Origin of the sequence: Comamonas kerstersii, assembly GCF_008801935.1 — a bacterium.
GTDB classification, from domain to species: Bacteria; Pseudomonadota; Gammaproteobacteria; order Burkholderiales; family Burkholderiaceae_C; genus Comamonas; species Comamonas kerstersii.
Genome location: NZ_VZOT01000001.1, coordinates 581126 through 596937, shown reverse-complemented (window position 1 = coordinate 596937; position 15812 = coordinate 581126). Strand labels below are relative to the sequence as shown.

At 60.2% G+C, this 15812-nt stretch carries 11 protein-coding genes; 4 read left to right on the top strand and 7 right to left on the bottom strand.

Features of this window, described 5'->3' with window-relative positions; all coding sequences use genetic code 11:
- Positions 1 to 13: 13 nt before the first annotated feature.
- The 3 genes from F7P80_RS02795 to F7P80_RS02785 are packed head-to-tail and all read right to left on the bottom strand — an operon-like array spanning position 14 to position 3714.
- A complete protein-coding gene (locus tag F7P80_RS02795) occupies positions 14 to 943 on the bottom strand; it encodes a branched-chain amino acid ABC transporter permease (RefSeq protein ID WP_054067178.1) in 930 nt (309 codons plus the stop codon).
- A gap of 27 nt (positions 944 to 970) precedes the next feature.
- Positions 971 to 1756: an ABC transporter ATP-binding protein gene (locus tag F7P80_RS02790; protein WP_054067179.1), complete on the bottom strand. Its 786-nt coding sequence runs from the start codon at positions 1754 to 1756 to the stop codon at positions 971 to 973.
- Between the two features lie 23 nt (positions 1757 to 1779).
- Positions 1780 to 3714: an AMP-dependent synthetase/ligase gene (locus F7P80_RS02785; protein ID WP_151042542.1), complete on the bottom strand. Its 1935-nt coding sequence runs from the start codon at positions 3712 to 3714 to the stop codon at positions 1780 to 1782.
- 280 nt (positions 3715 to 3994) lie between these two features.
- On the opposite strand from F7P80_RS02785, the gene F7P80_RS02780 reads away from it, so the two are divergent.
- Both F7P80_RS02780 and F7P80_RS02775 read left to right on the top strand, forming a co-directional pair.
- Positions 3995 to 4738: a Crp/Fnr family transcriptional regulator gene (locus F7P80_RS02780; protein WP_205245379.1), complete on the top strand. Its 744-nt coding sequence runs from the start codon at positions 3995 to 3997 to the stop codon at positions 4736 to 4738.
- A 62-nt stretch (positions 4739 to 4800) separates the two neighbouring features.
- Complete coding sequence (locus F7P80_RS02775) at positions 4801 to 5799, top strand: hypothetical protein (RefSeq protein ID WP_151042540.1); 999 nt, start codon at positions 4801 to 4803, stop codon at positions 5797 to 5799.
- Between the two features lie 104 nt (positions 5800 to 5903).
- On the opposite strand, the gene F7P80_RS02770 is transcribed toward F7P80_RS02775, so the two are convergent.
- From F7P80_RS02770 to F7P80_RS02760, 3 genes are all read right to left on the bottom strand, one after another.
- Complete coding sequence (locus F7P80_RS02770) at positions 5904 to 7034, bottom strand: alpha-hydroxy acid oxidase (RefSeq protein WP_211371984.1); 1131 nt, start codon at positions 7032 to 7034, stop codon at positions 5904 to 5906.
- Between the two features lie 11 nt (positions 7035 to 7045).
- Complete coding sequence (locus tag F7P80_RS02765) at positions 7046 to 7726, bottom strand: Fe2+-dependent dioxygenase (protein ID WP_151042538.1); 681 nt, start codon at positions 7724 to 7726, stop codon at positions 7046 to 7048.
- A gap of 144 nt (positions 7727 to 7870) precedes the next feature.
- A complete protein-coding gene (locus tag F7P80_RS02760; protein WP_151042536.1) occupies positions 7871 to 10159 on the bottom strand; it encodes a TonB-dependent receptor in 2289 nt (762 codons plus the stop codon).
- A gap of 223 nt (positions 10160 to 10382) precedes the next feature.
- Here F7P80_RS02760 and htpG point away from each other — a divergent pair, with 223 nt between their 5' ends.
- Together htpG and F7P80_RS02750 are read left to right on the top strand one after the other, a co-directional pair.
- Complete coding sequence (htpG, locus tag F7P80_RS02755) at positions 10383 to 12329, top strand: molecular chaperone HtpG (RefSeq protein WP_151042534.1); 1947 nt, start codon at positions 10383 to 10385, stop codon at positions 12327 to 12329.
- A gap of 176 nt (positions 12330 to 12505) precedes the next feature.
- A complete protein-coding gene (locus F7P80_RS02750) occupies positions 12506 to 12940 on the top strand; it encodes a hypothetical protein (protein WP_428840846.1) in 435 nt (144 codons plus the stop codon).
- A 45-nt stretch (positions 12941 to 12985) separates the two neighbouring features.
- On the opposite strand, the gene F7P80_RS02745 is transcribed toward F7P80_RS02750, so the two are convergent.
- Positions 12986 to 15799: an ATP-binding protein gene (locus tag F7P80_RS02745; protein ID WP_151042530.1), complete on the bottom strand. Its 2814-nt coding sequence runs from the start codon at positions 15797 to 15799 to the stop codon at positions 12986 to 12988.
- Positions 15800 to 15812 lie beyond the last annotated feature (13 nt).

Below are 15812 nucleotides of genomic sequence, written 5' to 3'. Positions count from 1 at the left end.
CAGACCTCTCCTGTCAAACGCGGTCAATGATCTTGTCGCCAAACAGTCCCTGGGGACGGATGAGCAGAAAGCCCAGCGCCAGCACGTAGGCGAACCAGTTTTCAATGCCGCCTCCCAGATAGGGGCCGAGGTAGATTTCGGACAGTTTTTCTCCCAGTCCGATGATGAGGCCGCCGATGATGGCGCCGGGCACCGAGGTCAGGCCTCCCAGAATCACCACAGGCAGGGCCTTGAGCGCCACCAGCGACAGTGAGAACTGCACGCCGGACTTGGAGCCCCAGATGATGCCGGTGACGAGGGCTACGCCGCCTGCGACAGACCACACGATGACCCAGATGCGCGACAGTGGAATGCCGACAGACTGTGCTGCCTGGTGGTCATCCGCCACAGCGCGCAGGGCGCGGCCTGTGCGTGTTTTCTGGAAGAAGATGGACAGACAGATCACCAGCGCTGCGGCAATCAGTGCGGCATACAGATCTTCCTTGCTGACCAGAATGCCGCCCTCGAACACATGGTCGAGCACAAAGACGGGATCCTTGGGCATGCCCACATCAATGCCGTAGACGCCGCTGCCAAAGAACAGTGGTCCCAGACCGTCTAGGAAGTAGGCAATGCCCAGCGTGGCCATCAGCAAGGTGATGGGCTCCTGGTTGACCAGGCGGCGCAGGGCCAGGCGTTCAATCAGCCAGGCGATCACAATCATGGCACCCAGCGATATGGCTGCAGCAGCGGCCAGCGTCCACCAGGCGGACTCCACACCCAGCCACTGCGGAATCCATTCCGCAAAGCGCGCCATGGCCAGGGCTGCAAACAGCACCATGGCGCCCTGCGCAAAGTTGAAAACGCCAGAAGCCTTGAAGATCAGCACAAAGCCCAGCGCTACCAGCGCATAGAGCATGCCGGTCATCAGGCCGCCAATCATGGTTTCGAGAAAGAATGCCATTGCGTGTCTCCCGTGATCGCGATGGTGTCAGTGGCTGGAGCCCAGATAGGCTCGGATCACGTCTTCGTTGTTGCGGACTTCGTCGGGGGCGCCGTCACCGATCTTCTTGCCGTAGTCAAGCACCACGACACGGTCGGAGATGTCCATCACCACGCCCATGTCATGCTCGATCAGGACGATGGTGGTGCCGAACTCGTCATTGACGTCGAGGATGAAGCGGCACATGTCCTGCTTTTCTTCCACGTTCATGCCGGCCATGGGTTCATCGAGCAGCAGCACCTTGGGCTCCATGGCCAGTGCGCGGCCCAGGTCCACGCGCTTTTGCAGGCCATAGGGCAGCTGGCCTACGGGCGTCTTGCGATAGGCCTGAATTTCAAGGAAGTCGATGATGTGCTCCACAAACTCGCGGTGGGCAATTTCTTCCTTGAGCGCCGGACCAATGCGCAGCGCCTGCATCAGCAGATTGCTTTTGATCTTGAGGTTGCGCCCGGACATGATGTTGTCAATCACGCTCATGCCCTTGAACAGCGCCAGGTTCTGAAAGGTGCGCGCAATGCCCATTTCCGCGACCTGGCGGCTGTTCATGTTGGAGAAGGTCTGGCCGCGGAAGGTGATCTTGCCTTCGCTGGGCGTATAGACCCCGTTGATGCAGTTGAGCATGGAGCTTTTGCCTGCGCCGTTGGGGCCGATGATGGAGCGGATCTCGTGCTCGCGGACATTGAAGGAAATGTCCGTGAGTGCCTTCACGCCACCAAAGCGCAGGCTGATGTTCTGGATGTCCAAAATGACATCGCCAATGTTCTTGTCTGTCATGGCTGCGGATCTCTTGGCTAGGTTCAGGCTGCGGCGCGAGAGGCCGGGTAGGTCTTGGCCTCCAGGATCTGGAGCGTGGCGCTGACGCTGCCGGTGCGCCCGTCCTCAAACTTCACCTGGGTCTCGATGAACTGCTCGGTCTTGCCGGTGTACAGCGCATCAATCAGCACGGCGTACTTTTCGGCAATGAAGTTGCGGCGTACCTTGCGGGTGCGGGTCAGCTCGTCGTCATCGGGGTCCAGCTCCTTGTGCAGCACGAGGAAGCGCGCGACCTGGGTGTCGGCCATGCCTGCTTCCGTGGCCAGGTCGGCATTGACCTGTGCAATGCAGTTGCTGATGAGCTCCAGCACCTGCGACTTGGATGCCAGGTCCACATAGCCGCCGTAAGGAATGCCCTGGCGCTCGGCCCAGTTGCCCACGGCTTCGTAGTCGATGTTGATAAAGGCGCAGACCTGGTCACGCTGGTGGCCAAAGCACACGGCTTCCTTGATCTGGGGGAAGAACTTGAGCTTGTTCTCGATGTAGTTAGGCGCAAACATGGCGCCGGTGTTCATCTTGCCCACGTCCTTGGCGCGGTCGATGATGCGCAGGTGGCCGTCTTCGTCGATCACGCCAGCATCGCCCGTGTGGAAGTAGCCCTGCTCGTCGATGACTTCGGCCGTGGCGTCCGGGCGCTTGTAGTACTCCTTGAGCACGGACACACCCTTGACCAGCACCTCGCCGTTGTCGGCAATCTTCAGTTCAATACCCGGTGCGGCCTGGCCGACGGTGTTGAGCTTGACTTGGCCATTTTGCTGAATGCAGACGTAGGCGCAGGTTTCGGTCTGGCCATAGAGCTGTTTGAGGTTGATGCCGATGGAGCGGAAGAACTTGAACAGGTCCGGACCGATCGCAGCACCAGCCGTATAGGCCACGCGGATGCGCGACAGGCCCATGACATTGCGCAGCGGCCCGTAGATCAGCAGGTCGCCCAGGCGGTATTTGAAGCGGTCCCAGGCTCCTACGGGCTTGCCATCCAGAATGTCCGCGCCGACGCGCTTGGCCAGCTCCATGCAGCGGTTGTAGAGCCACTGCTTGGGCTTTGCGGCATCTTCCATGCGGATGGACACGGAGGTCAGCATGCCTTCAAACACACGCGGGGGCGCAAAGTAGTAGGTCGGGCCGATTTCGCGCAGGTCGATGCTGACGGTGTTGGCCGACTCGGGGCAGTTGATGGTAAAGCCCGCCACCATCCATTGCGCCAGAGAGAACAGGTGGTCCCCCACCCAGGCGGGCGGCAGGTAGGAGATGACATTGTCCGCAGAGGTGAGGCCATCGACTTGCACGCCGCCCTGTGCGGATCCGATGAAGCTGGCATGGGTCTGGCACACGCCCTTGGGCTTGCCGGTGGTGCCCGAGGTGTAGAGGATGATGGACACATCATCAGGGCGCACGGACTGCGCCATGGAGTCCCAGACGCCAGGGTGCTCCTTGTCCCAAATCGCACCCATCTGCTTGAGCTGCTCGGTGCTGATCAGGCCGGGCTCGGCGTATTTGCGCAGTCCGCGGGGGTCGTCGTAGATGATGTGCTGAATGCCGGGCACGGTTTCACGCACTTCCAGCAGCTTGTCGACCTGCTCCTGGTTTTCGGCAAAGGCAAAGGCAATCTCTGCGTCCTGGATGACGAAGCACATCTCCTGGGCCACGGCATCCTGATACAGCGGAATCGGGACGGCGCCAATGCTCTGCACGGCCAGAAAGCCCATGTAGACGTGGGGACGGTTGTCGCTGATGAAGGCCAGGTTCTGCCCCTTGGCCAGTCCCAGTGCAGCCAGACCGCAGGCCATGTGGCGCACGTCACGGGCGACGTCAGCCCATGTCCATGTCTGCCAAATGCCGTACTCCTTTTCGCGCAGGGCTACAGCATCGGGCCTTTGGGCAGCATGCTGCAGCAACAGGTGCGGGAATGTTGTCGCCATCACAGATCCTCAAAGTTTCATGCAAGCACGGGTCACAGGCCTGCCGCACACACGGCACAACCCACAGATTGAAGTTCATGGTAGGTGGCGGTTTGACGCTTTCTTGTCTTTGCAACGACTTTCTCGGGAAAGACCTGATCGGGTTTTTCCGTGGAAAGCGCAGCAAGATGTCGTTTTTTGCTGCGATTTGATTTCAGTCAGAGCGCCATGCATGACGGCGTGTGCTGCGTTGTCGCAAACCCCATTGCTCAGGGGCGGGCTTGTGCGCATGCTTGGGGTTATGAGTTCCAGCACTTCCCTGTATCAACGTCGTCGTCTGGCCACCGCTGAAGAGATTGCAGCCATCCCCTGGCTGCATTCGCTGCTGCCGGCGGAGCGGGAACGTGCGATTGCGGCCTTGCAGGTGACGGAAGCCTGCGCGGGCGAGTACGTCTGTCACGCGGGCAAAAGCGTGAAGTACTGGTGGGGCCTGATTGATGGCCTGCTCAAGATGAGTGCCGACAACAGCGACGGCCTGACCATGACGTTTGCTGGCGTGCCGCCCGGTGGCTGGTTTGGGGAGGGCACCTGCCTCAAGCGCGAGCCGTATCGCTACAACATCCAGGCGCTGCGCAAGAGCGTGCTGGCGGGTATTTCGCTGGAGACCTTTCAGTGGCTGCTGGACAACTCGCTGGCCTTTAACCGCTTCATCATGAACCAGCTCAACGAGCGGCTGGCGCAGTTCATTGCAGCGCGGGAGATTGACCGTATCAGCAACCCCGATGTGCGTGTGGCGCGCAGCCTGGCCGCCTTGTTCAACCCCGTGCTGTATCCGGCCGTGGGCTCGGTGCTGCGCATCACCCAGCAGGAACTGGCGTATCTTGTGGGGCTGTCACGCCAGCGCGTGAACGAGGCACTGGCTACGCTGGAGGCCCATGGCGCGCTCAAGGTGGAGTACGGCGGCCTGCGTGTGCTGGATCTGCAGGCCCTGCGCGAAGGGCTGTTCACCTCCATCAAACGTGCCCCTGCTGCCTCTGTGGCATAGGCCACTGCCGCACAGGGCTACAGCATGGGCAAGACAATGGAGGTCTAACTCAGTAAGCCGACATGTCTTCCTCAGACCGCAAACCATTCCGTGGCTCCTCTTCGGAGGGAGCCCCCCGCACAGACCGCACCGGTGGTCCCCGTCGTGACCGCAACGAGGGAGGCTTCGGCCGCTCAGAGCGCCCACGCTTCCAGCAAGAAGATCGTCGCAGTGCGGGCGGCGATCGCCCCCGTTTCAGCAATGATCGCAGCGGTCCTCGCCGTGACCGTGACGAGGGCGGCTTTGGCCGCTCGGAGCGTCCACGCTTCAATGAAGACCGTGGCCCACGCCGTGAAGGCGGTGAGCGTCCGCATTTCAACAAGGAACGCAGCTTTGGCGACCGTCCTCGCCGCGAAGAAGGTGGCTTTGGACAGTCCGAGCGCCCACGCTTTGACAAGCCACGCCGCGATGGCGACCGCCCCCGTTTTGAACGTGACGACCGCGCACCTCGCGGTGATCGCAAGTTCGGTGACCGTCCTCGCCGCGAAGAAGGCGGCTTTGGCCAGTCCGAGCGCCCTCGTTTCAACAAGGAACGCAGCGCAGGCGACCGCCCCCGCTTTGAGCGTGACGATCGCGCACCACGCGGTGAGCGCAAGTTCGGTGACCGTCCTCGCCGCGAAGAAGGCGGCGTTGGCCAGTCTGAGCGCCCTCGTTTCAACAAGGAACGCAGCGCAGGCGATCGCCCCCGCTTTGAACGTGACGACCGCGCACCACGTGGTGAGCGCAAGTTCGGCGACCGTCCCCGCCGCGAAGAAGGCAGCTTTGGCCAGTCCGAGCGTCCACGCTTTGACAAGCCACGCCGCGATGGCGATCGTCCCGCACGTAAATCCGGCTTTGGCAAAGGCCCCCGCCAGGACGACCAGCGTGAGCAGCAGTTTGAGCGCTCCTTCGAGGTCCGCGAGGGCGAGACACGTCGCGCCTTCAGCGGCATTCGTGCCTACCATGCACCTGCTGCACTGAAGGGCAAGGCTGCGCCTGTGAAGATCATTCGCCCGGAAGACAAGTTCGGCGACAAGAAGTAAAAAAGAGAGCTGTCAGCGCTGAATTTATAAGCAATTCAGCATGAAAGTTATCTGAAAACAAGCAAGGGGGCGTGCAAGCAGCTCCCTTTTTTATTGCAGATGCTTTAACGCTGCTGCCAGAGCACTGCGGGCGTGATGTCGGCCACGGTGGCGCAGCCCAGCTGGGCCATGGTCAGTTCCAGCTCAGCACGCAGCAGGTGCAGCAGGTGGGCCACTCCAACCAGTCCGGCGGTGGCTAGTGCATACAGCTGCGGGCGTCCAATCAGCGCGGCGCTGGCACCCAGCGCCAGCGCTTTGACCACGTCTGTGCCATGGCGCACACCGCTGTCCAGCAGCAGCGGCACCTGACCTTGCACGGCCTGTGCGATCGCGGGCAGAACCTCGATGGGGCTGACCACGCCATCCAGCACGCGGCCGCCGTGGTTGGAAACGACCAGCGCATCCGCCCCCAGGTCCACGGCCTGTTGCGCCTGTGCAGGCGACAGAATGCCTTTGACGATGATGGGCAGCTGTGTCTGGGCGCGCAGCCAGCGCAGGTCATCCCAGGTGGGGATCTGCTGTATGAGGGGGGTGCCAAACAGAATCGGCCCCAGCAAAGGCGGGGTGTGCTGCGTGCTGGGCATGCCGCGCAGATTGGCCGCTTCCACGCCATGCGGCAGCGCAAAGCCAGAGCGTTTGATGGAGGCATCCACCGTCCAGACGATAGCGGTGTAGCCCGCAGCTTCTGCACGACGGATCAGCTGCAGGCTGTGCTCACGCGCAGGCTGCATGTAGAGCTGGAACCAGCGTGGCGTGCTGTGGCCCATTTCCGTGGCAGCCACCTGCCCCGCCTGTGCAATTTCCTCCAGCGTAAAGCTCGACAGCGTGCTCACCACCATGCCCGTCTGCAAGGCCATGGCCGCGCGGACGGTCGCCAGCTCACCTTCTGGGTGCACCAGCCGCTGGTAGGCCACAGGAGCCAGGAGCAGAGGGCTGGCCAGCGTCTGACCCAGCAGCTCGATGCGGGTATGGGCATGGCGCAGATCGGCCACGGGCTGCGGAACCAGCCGCAGCGCATCCAGTGCCGCGCGGTTGTGCGCCAGCGTCAGGTTCTGGTCGGCACCACTCTGGATGTGCTGCCAGGCCTGTGCCGCGATGTGGTGAATGGCATGGCGTTCGTAATCCGCCGCGCAGCGGATGTCTGCCGGAATCTGCGTGTGTGCGGCGCGTACTGCTTCACCCAGGGCGTTGCGCATGGTGTGCTCCATCATGCCTGCGACCACATGCGCAGCAGGTTGTGATACGTGCCGGACAGCGCAGACAGTCTGGGGTGATCAGGGCAGTCCGCAGTCAGCTGCTGGATGGACTGGTCCAGGTCAAACAGCAGGCGGCGTTGCTCGTCGGACTGCACCAGGCTTTGCGTCCAGAAGAACGAGGCATAGCGCGTGCCCTGGGTGACCGGGTTGACGCGGTGCAGGCTGGTGCCGGGGTAGAGAATGGCATCGCCTGCCGCGAGCTTGACGCTCTGGTGGCCAAACGTGTCTTCGATGATCAGCTCACCGCCTTCGTATTCGTCGGGGTCGCTGAAGAAGACGGTGGTGGACACATCGGTGCGCACCTTGATGGCTGTGCCCGGAATCACAAACAGCGCGTTATCAATGTGGTTGCCATAAGTGCCGCCACCTTCATACCGGTTAAAGCGCGGGGGCAGCACACGCAGCGGCAGCGCCGCAGACAGGTACAGCGGGTTGCGCGACAGTTTGTCCAGAATCAGGGTGCCCATCTTCTGCGCCAGCGGGCTGTCAACGGGCAACTGCAGATTGCTTTTGACCCTGGCCGCCAGATGTCCCGCCGTGGTGCGGCCATCCTGCCAGTTGGCCGCTTCCATGGCCTGGCGGCATTCGCGAACTTCTTCAGGGGTGAGGAGGGCGGGGATTCGGAGCATCATGGTGGCTCAACCTTTTTCAACAAAGCATGCACATCACACAGCCATGGCATGCAGTATGTATGGAAAAGCCCCGCTGCAGCAGGTGCTGGCGGGGCTTTGTTCAGCGCTGTCTGCCCAGGTCAATCTAGGCCTGGCTCACAGTCCTCAGTAAGTGAACTTGAGGGTGGCAACGGCAGAGCGGCCGGGAGCGATGGTCGCATAGTGCGTAGAGCGCACGCCGCTGTAGTACACCTTATCTGTCAGGTTGTAGACGTTGACTTGCAGTGCCAGATTGGGGTTGAACTGGTAGCTGGCCATGGCGTCATAGCGGGCATAGCCGCTGGCCCCCTTGGTGACGATGCCGCCATCGTTGGCTCGCACATAAGCTGCATTGACAGAGCTTTGTGTGTAGATGCCAAGGCCCAGTGTCAGCTGCTGGCTGGGCTTGTAGCTGCTCCACAATGTAAAGCTGTGTTTAGGCGTGTTGGTAAAGGGCAGGCCGTTGGCGATATTGTCTTGGCCCATGTCCTTTTGTTTGCTATCCATGTAGGTATAGCCACCAAACAAGCTGAAGTTTTTGGCAATTTGGCCGTTGAATCCCAACTCCAGGCCATTGACCACCTTGTTGCCTCCCATGTAGGTTTCACCGTTTTCGGTGATGCGTACATTGGTGACTTCGTTGCGGAAAATTGCGGCAGTTACCCCCAGCTTCTTATTCAGTAAATCCCACTTTGTTCCAAACTCGATAGAGCGCGTCTTTTCTGGGCTCAGATCTGCCTGCTCATTGGTGTTGGTCGTCAAATCTTCATTGCCATTGCCCAGCGTCGAGCCGCCCGGGCGAGAAGATGTACTCAGATTGGCGTAAATGCTGCCGTTGGACGCTGGCTTGTAGACCACGCCCACCTGGTAGTTGAACAAAGTATCCGTGCGCTCCAGATCGTAGGCTGGATATGTGTTGGGCGCACGACCACCTGCCGGCCCGGAAGCTTGCAGCTTATAGTGGTCAAGTCGCAGGCCTGCGTTCAGCAACCACTGTTTGTTCAACTCAATAGTGTCAAAACCATAAAGTGCAATCGTGTCGATCTGATTGCGCGTGGCTTGTGTAGGCAGGGTGTAACTGCCAGTCCAGGGCGTATGAATATCTGGGCTATTCAGCGAAGCACACCACATACTCACCGCGTTGCATGTGCCGCCAGTTTGCACTGCGGCAGCACGGGCATCTGACTTTTCCTTGGACAGTTCCAAGCCTGCCGCGAAGCTATGACCGATATCGCCAGTCTGGGCCTTGCCTGTGAATTCCGCCACGTTCTGCAGGGTGGTGACTTCGGCGCTGCGGGCATTGCCACGACGCCATACATAACCATTCAGCACATTGCCTTTGCTGTCATCGGGCTGTGTCCAGAGGTAGTCCTGCTTGGATTTGCTGTAGCGCAGCGTATTGCGGAACTTGTTGGTTTCAGTGAGCTTGTGCTCCACGCTGGCAGTGAAGAGATCGCTTTTTTCTTTGCTGAAATCTCGGTCAACCAGTCCATACCAGTTTTTACGGCTGTTGCCATAGGTAGGGCGTACGTTGCTGCCGCCAGGGAGGGTGGAGACTGAGGGTGTTCCGGCCGCAGTTTCCGTGGTTGATCCTTGCTTGTTGTTGCCGTACAGATAAGGAATACCGCTTTCTGGGATGTCATCGGTCTGCAGATGCTGCCATCCCAGCGTGACTTCCGTGGGCGTACCCATCCCAAAAGTGATGGTCGGTGCAATACCCCAGCGCTTATTGGTAGGGCCGTCGCGGCCAGGTATATCGGCGTCATGTGCCATGGCATTCAGACGGAAACCTGTCGTGTCGTTCAGCTTGCGGTTGAAGTCCAGCGTAGTGCGCTTGTAGCTGTCAGTGCCCAAGCCTACTTCACCATGGATGAAGTCTCCATCCTTGGCTTTCTTGGTGCTCATATTGATAGAGCCACCTGCACCACCACGGCCGGCATAGGTCGAGTCGGCGCCCTTGACCACTTCGATCGCTTCCAGATTAAACACTTCGCGCGAACCGGCGGCGATGTCACGCATGCCATCCACAAAGGTGCTGGACTGAGCATCCATGCCACGGATGAAGGGCTGGTCGCCAGTGGGGTTGCCGCCTTCACCATTGCCAAAAGTGATGCCGGGAACGGTACGTAGCGCTTCTTGCAGGTTGGTTGCCCCAGTTTCTTCGATGACGATGTCATTGATGATATTGACGGTCATCGGTACGTCCAGCAACGGAACTGTGAATTTGCTGGAGACAGCTTCATCACTCTTGACACTGGGGGCAGCACTATCCGTCACCGTCACAGTCGACAGGGTAGCAGTTTCCTGGGCAAAAGCAGTGGCACCAGCAATGCACAGACCTGTGGCCAGAGCCACTTGCAGGGAGGTCAGTTCGCTGTGCACGCCTTTGTTAGATGTTTTTGGGGCGTTGGACATGAGAAATTTCAGGGGGAATGCCCCACCCAATTGCGGGGCGGGCGAATTGTATTCCTGAGTAAGAACAATTCTTTTTTAGGTTCTTGTGGTGTGGTTGCAAGTATTGTCTTTGGGCTGCCCTGTGGTGCTCTTGAAATGGTGGTTTGGGGCCCCACATGCCAGCCTGTGCCAGATGTCTGGCTTTGCAATTTGGTATTCACTTCTGACAGCAACTGATAAAAACATGAGCAAGCAAACCCATTCTTTCCAGGCCGAAGTGGCGCAATTGCTGCATTTGGTGACCCACTCGCTGTACTCCAACCCCGAGATCTTTCTGCGTGAGCTGATCTCCAACGCTTCGGACGCCTGCGACAAGCTGCGCTTTGAAGCCTTGAACGACAGCAGCCTCTATGGCGACCAGCCCAATCTGGAAGTGCGCGTGTCCTTCGACAAGGATGCCAAGACCATCACCATTGCCGACACCGGCATTGGCATGAGCCAGCAGGAAGCCATCGACAACCTGGGCACGATTGCCAAGAGTGGCACCAAGGCCTTCATGGAAAAGCTCAGCGGCGACCAGAAGAGCGATGCCCAGCTGATTGGTCAGTTCGGCGTGGGTTTCTACTCGGGCTTTATCGTGGCCAACAAGATCACCGTGGAGTCGCGCCGTGCAGGGCTGCCAGCGTCTGAGGGCGTGCGCTGGATCAGCGGTGGCACGGGTGACTTTGAAGTCGAGCAGATCGAGCGCGCCGAGCGTGGCACCAGCATTACGCTGCATCTGCGTGACGATGCCGAAGAATTCCTCAATGGCTGGAAGCTCAAGCAAGTCATCAACAAGTACTCCGATCACATCAGCCTGCCCATCCTGATGGAAAAGGAAGAGTGGAAGGACGGCGAGAACGATCAGCCTGGTGGCATGGTCAAGACCGGCGAATGGGAAACCGTCAACAAGGCCAGCGCCCTGTGGACCCGCGCCAAGAAGGACATCACCGAAGAGCAGTACAAGGAGTTCTACAAGGCCATTAGCCACGACTATGACGACCCGCTGACCTGGAGCCACAACCGCGTCGAGGGCAACACCGAGTACACCCAGCTGCTGTACATCCCTGCCAAGGCACCGTTTGACCTGTACCACCGCGACAAGAAAGCGGGCGTGAAGCTGTATGTGAAGCGCGTGTTCATCATGGACGATGCCGATGCGCTGATGCCTGGCTATCTGCGCTTTGTGAAGGGCGTGATTGACTCGGCCGACCTGCCGCTGAACGTCAGCCGCGAGCTGCTGCAGGAAAGCCGTGATGTGAAGCTGATCCGTGATGGCTCGGTCAAGCGTGTGCTTGGCATGCTGGAAGACCTGGCCAAGCACGACAAGCATGAAGCCGCCACCGATGCCGAGGGCGTGACCGATGTGGTCAGCGAAGAAGACAAGGCCAAGGAAGGCAAGTACAGCCAGTTCTACGCCGAGTTTGGCGCGGTGCTCAAGGAAGGCCTGGGCGAAGACTTCGCCAACAAGGAGCGCATCTCCAAGCTGCTGCGCTTTGCATCGACCACGTCGGACACGGTGTCCGTCTCGCTGGCCGACTATAAGGCTCGCATGAAGGAAGGCCAGGAGGCGATTTACTACATCACCGCCGAAACCCTGGCTGCTGCCAAGAACAGCCCCCAGCTGGAAGTGTTCAAGAAAAAGGGCATTGAAGTCCTGCTCATGACCGACCGTGTGGACGAGTGGGCACTGAACTACCTCACGCACTTTGACGGCACGCCGCTGCAGTCTGTGGCCAAGGGCGCGGTAGACCTGGGCAAGCTGCAGGACGAAGCCGAGAAGAAAGCCGCCGAAGCAGCAGCCGAAGCCTTCAAGCCCGTGCTGGCCAAGCTCAAAGAAGCGCTCAAGGACAAGGCCGAAGACGTGCGCGTGACCACCCGTCTGGTGGATTCGCCCGCCTGCCTGGTCGTGACCGAAGACGGCATGAGCACCCAGCTGGCCCGCATGCTCAAGCAGGCCGGCCAGACCGTGCCACAGACCAAGCCTGTGCTGGAAGTGAACCCCGAGCACGCCCTGGTCAAGAAGCTGGACGGCAGCGTGCATTTCCACGATCTGGCGCACATCCTGTTTGACCAGGCGCTGCTGGCCGAAGGTGGCATCCCCGAAGATCCTGCCGCTTACGTCAAGCGTGTGAACGCCTTGCTGGTCTGAGCTTGATCGCTGTGTGACCATCGCCCCAGTGCTTCAGGTGCTGGGGCTTTTTTATGCATGAAAAATGGCTTAAGCGCTTATGCAGCAAGCGCAGGCAGCTATTTTTTGTGAAGATGATGGCAGGTGAAAGTGCCCGCAATTTGTGCAGGGAAGGCGAGCGGCGGACAATGGCAGGCATGAAAACACTGTTTCTGACTTTGATGGCTGGCAGCTTGCTGGCGGGGTGTGTAACCTCGGCGGGTGTCGGGGTAGGTGTGCCTGTGGGGCCATTTCGCGTCGGCGTGGGCATGGGAACAGGTGGAGTCTCTGCTGGTGTCAGCACGGGTGTGGGCCCGGTCGGCGTGGGTGTGGGCGTGAACCAGCGGGGACAGGTGACTGGCAATGCGGGTGTAGGTGTCTCCACCTCCGTCGGTGGTGGCGCACACGTGGGAGCAGGTGTGGGCACATCCACCGTGCTGCATGACCCGCATGCAGCCCCTCAGAAGCAAGCGGTGCCGGAATCTGCAGCACCACAGCAGCCGCAGCCTGCCACCTCCGCCCCGGGCGCTGTGCAGTGGCGTGATGCGCAAGGCAATGTGGTGCCGGAGTGCCGTATCCGCGGCATGTGCTGACGGCGCACGGCACATGATCTTCGTGCCAGCAGGCGCATCGTCTGTTTAGGCGCTGCTATAGCCTTCGAGTGCTGTCACCCCGGCTTCTGCTGCTGCACAGGCCTGGCTGGCCAGAGCTTCGATCTGGGCGGTATCCCCCTCTTTCAGGGCCGCAGACAGTGCGCTGGAAAAATGCCCCAGCTGCATCAACCCGAAAGTGGCGGCCGTGCCCGTCAGTTTGTGCGCTTCTGCGTGCATGCACTGCCAGTCGTGCTGCTGTGCGAGCTGCGGCAATTGTTTTGCGCGCTGTAGTGTGTCGGTGGTGAACTGGGTCACCAGCTGCTCCAGCTTGGTGGCATCAAACAACTGTGCCAGCGCATCCATGGCGGAGGCATCAAAGACCGGTGGCAGCGTATCGGCCTGCGTGCAGGTGCGCATCTCATCCATAGAGCTGGGTCGTGCAGCCGCACCCAGCCATTTCTGCAGCACGGTGTGCAGCGCAGATTCCAGCAGGGGCTTGCTCAGATGGGCATTCATGCCTGCTGCCAGCGAACGCTCTACATCCTGCACTGCGGTATGCGCCGTCATGGCAATGACGGGCAAGTGCTCAAATCCGGGCAGCTGCCGCAGTGCGCGGGTGGCGCTGATACCGTCCATGTGTGGCATCTGCATGTCCATCAGCACGCAGCTGAAGTATTGCGGGCCGAAGGACTGCAGCTTCATCAGCGCCTGCGCACCATCTTCCGCCACATCGGTTTGCAGGCCGATGGCATGCAGCATGCCTTCGGCCACAGCTCGGTTGAGGGCGTTGTCATCGACCACCAGCACCCGCAGGCCCTGCCAGTCCACAGGGATGGCATGCGCTGGCGCCTGCGCTGCGGGCGTGCGTTGCACGATGCTGCGTGCAGGCTCCAGCACGGCCGTGAACCAGAAGTTGCTGCCCGCTCCTACGGTGCTTTGCACCCCCACTGTGCCACCCATGAGCTGGGCGAGCGCACGGGAGATGGCCAGACCCAGTCCTGTGCCGCCGTAGCGGCGCGTGATGGAGTTGTCAGCCTGCTGATAGGCCTCGAACAGCAGCGGAATATGGTCGGCAGGAATGCCGGGGCCAGTGTCTCTCACGCTGGCGTGCAGCATGATGCGGTGCAGGCTGCTGCCGGGGTCAAGCCGTATGGTGATGTCGATATGCCCGCTGGCGGTGAACTTGATGGCGTTGTTGACGTAGTTCAGCAGGATTTGCGCAATGCGGTGCGGATCTCCGCGCAGGCTGTCGGGCACTTCGCGCGCGATCTTGTAGTGCAGTGTCAGCCCCTTTTTGCTGGCTTCTTCCTGGCACATGCTCAGCACGTCGAGCACCACCGTCTCCAGGCTGAAGTCGGTGCTCTCCAGCTTGAGCTGACCAGCGTCGATCTTGGAGAAATCCAGCACTTCATTGACGATGCCACGCAGGTGCTGACCGGCGCGCAGCACGTTGTACAGCTGTTCGCGCTGCGTCTGCGGCAGCTCTGCCTTCAGCAACAGCTGCGTCAGGCCCAGAATGGCATTCAGCGGTGTACGAATTTCATGGCTGATGGCTGCCTGCATGGCCGTGCGCTCCGCCGCACTTTGTTCGGCCTGGCGCTTGGCCTTGTTCAGGGCCTGGGCCTGAATCACTTCTTTGGTGACGTCCAGCCAGACGCCGTTGAACACAATGCTGCCGTCGGCTTCCACATGCGGATTGGCTCGGGTCTTGATCCAGCGGTTGACGCCGTCGAGCATCTGCATGGATACCTCAAAATTCACGGGCTGCAGGGTCTTGGCGCTGTTCAGAAAGTGCTGCTTGATACGCGCCATCACTTGCTGGTTGTAGTGGCGAAAGTAGTGGGATGCGGCTTCAATGCTGTGATCTGCATCGGCTTCCAGTCCCATGAGGTGTGTCCACTGCGGACTGACGAAGCGCAGCTGCCATGACTCGTCGGCAAACAGATGCACCTGGAAGACGGCGCCGGGCAGTGCACTGGTCAGTGCCTGCAGCTGCTCGATGAGCAGGTTTTTCTGCTGTTGCTGCTGCAGCTGTGCCTGCAGCGCCTGGGCTTGCTGCAGTGCCGTGTTCAGGCCCTGCAGGGTGCGCGCCATGGTGCCGATTTCATCATGGCGTTCCTGGCCATGAATGGGAATGTGGTATTCCTGCCGGCTCATGCGCTGCATGCTGTGCGTGAGCTGCCGCAGAGGCAGTGAAATGTTGTGCCATGCCAGCCATGCGGCGTAAGCGAAGATCAGCAGCACACTGAGCCAGCCAGTCCAGTTGGTCAGGCTCAGTGTGTGCTGTGTCTGCTGAATCAGCGTGCGGGAGGCATGCTCGAAATAGGCATCGGTCTGCTGGCGCAGACTCTCCATTTCATGGCGCAGCTGCCTCAGGGTCGGGGACAGCTCCTGGGCCAGGATGTGCAGCGGGCGGTCAATATTCCATTGCAAATAGGCGTCAAGGGAGTGATGGCCTGCTGCAAAAAAACGCTGCGCCTGTGTGGTGACGGCTTCCAGGCTGGGAGTGTGGCCCTGTGTCATGCGCTGGATGTCCTGTGCGTCCTGGTCGAAAGCCTGCTGCAGCTGATGCAGGCGCTCCTTGGCCACAAAGGCCTGCTCCATGTCACCGGTGGTGAGGACTTCATAGATCAGGGTGGACGCATCGCTCAGATACTGGTACAGCATGCCGACTTCATGCTTGGCGGCGGACTGTGTTTGCAGCAGAGCGCGGTACTGAACTTCAATGCGCTGAATCTGCCAGGTGGCATAGGTGGAAATCAGTGCAAAGGCAATGCCCATGGCACTGACCAGCAGCACGATTTTGGCAGTCAGGCTCAGCGCGAAGCGCTTGCGGAACGTGGAGCTTTGGTGCTGCATATCCAGTCATGAA

Excerpts from the sequence above, each read along its gene's own strand:
- F7P80_RS02795 (WP_054067178.1), bottom strand. The coding sequence starts at position 943 with ATGGCATTCTTTCTCGAAACCATGATTGGCGGCCTGATGACCGGCATG.
- F7P80_RS02790 (WP_054067179.1), bottom strand. The coding sequence starts at position 1,756 with ATGACAGACAAGAACATTGGCGATGTCATTTTGGACATCCAGAACATC.
- F7P80_RS02785 (WP_151042542.1), bottom strand. The coding sequence starts at position 3,714 with ATGGCGACAACATTCCCGCACCTGTTGCTGCAGCATGCTGCCCAAAGG.
- F7P80_RS02780 (WP_205245379.1), top strand. The coding sequence starts at position 3,995 with ATGAGTTCCAGCACTTCCCTGTATCAACGTCGTCGTCTGGCCACCGCT.
- F7P80_RS02775 (WP_151042540.1), top strand. The coding sequence starts at position 4,801 with ATGTCTTCCTCAGACCGCAAACCATTCCGTGGCTCCTCTTCGGAGGGA.
- F7P80_RS02770 (WP_211371984.1), bottom strand. The coding sequence starts at position 7,034 with ATGCGCAACGCCCTGGGTGAAGCAGTACGCGCCGCACACACGCAGATT.
- F7P80_RS02765 (WP_151042538.1), bottom strand. The coding sequence starts at position 7,726 with ATGATGCTCCGAATCCCCGCCCTCCTCACCCCTGAAGAAGTTCGCGAA.
- F7P80_RS02760 (WP_151042536.1), bottom strand. The coding sequence starts at position 10,159 with ATGTCCAACGCCCCAAAAACATCTAACAAAGGCGTGCACAGCGAACTG.
- htpG (WP_151042534.1), top strand. The coding sequence starts at position 10,383 with ATGAGCAAGCAAACCCATTCTTTCCAGGCCGAAGTGGCGCAATTGCTG.
- F7P80_RS02750 (WP_428840846.1), top strand. The coding sequence starts at position 12,506 with ATGAAAACACTGTTTCTGACTTTGATGGCTGGCAGCTTGCTGGCGGGG.
- F7P80_RS02745 (WP_151042530.1), bottom strand. The coding sequence starts at position 15,799 with ATGCAGCACCAAAGCTCCACGTTCCGCAAGCGCTTCGCGCTGAGCCTG.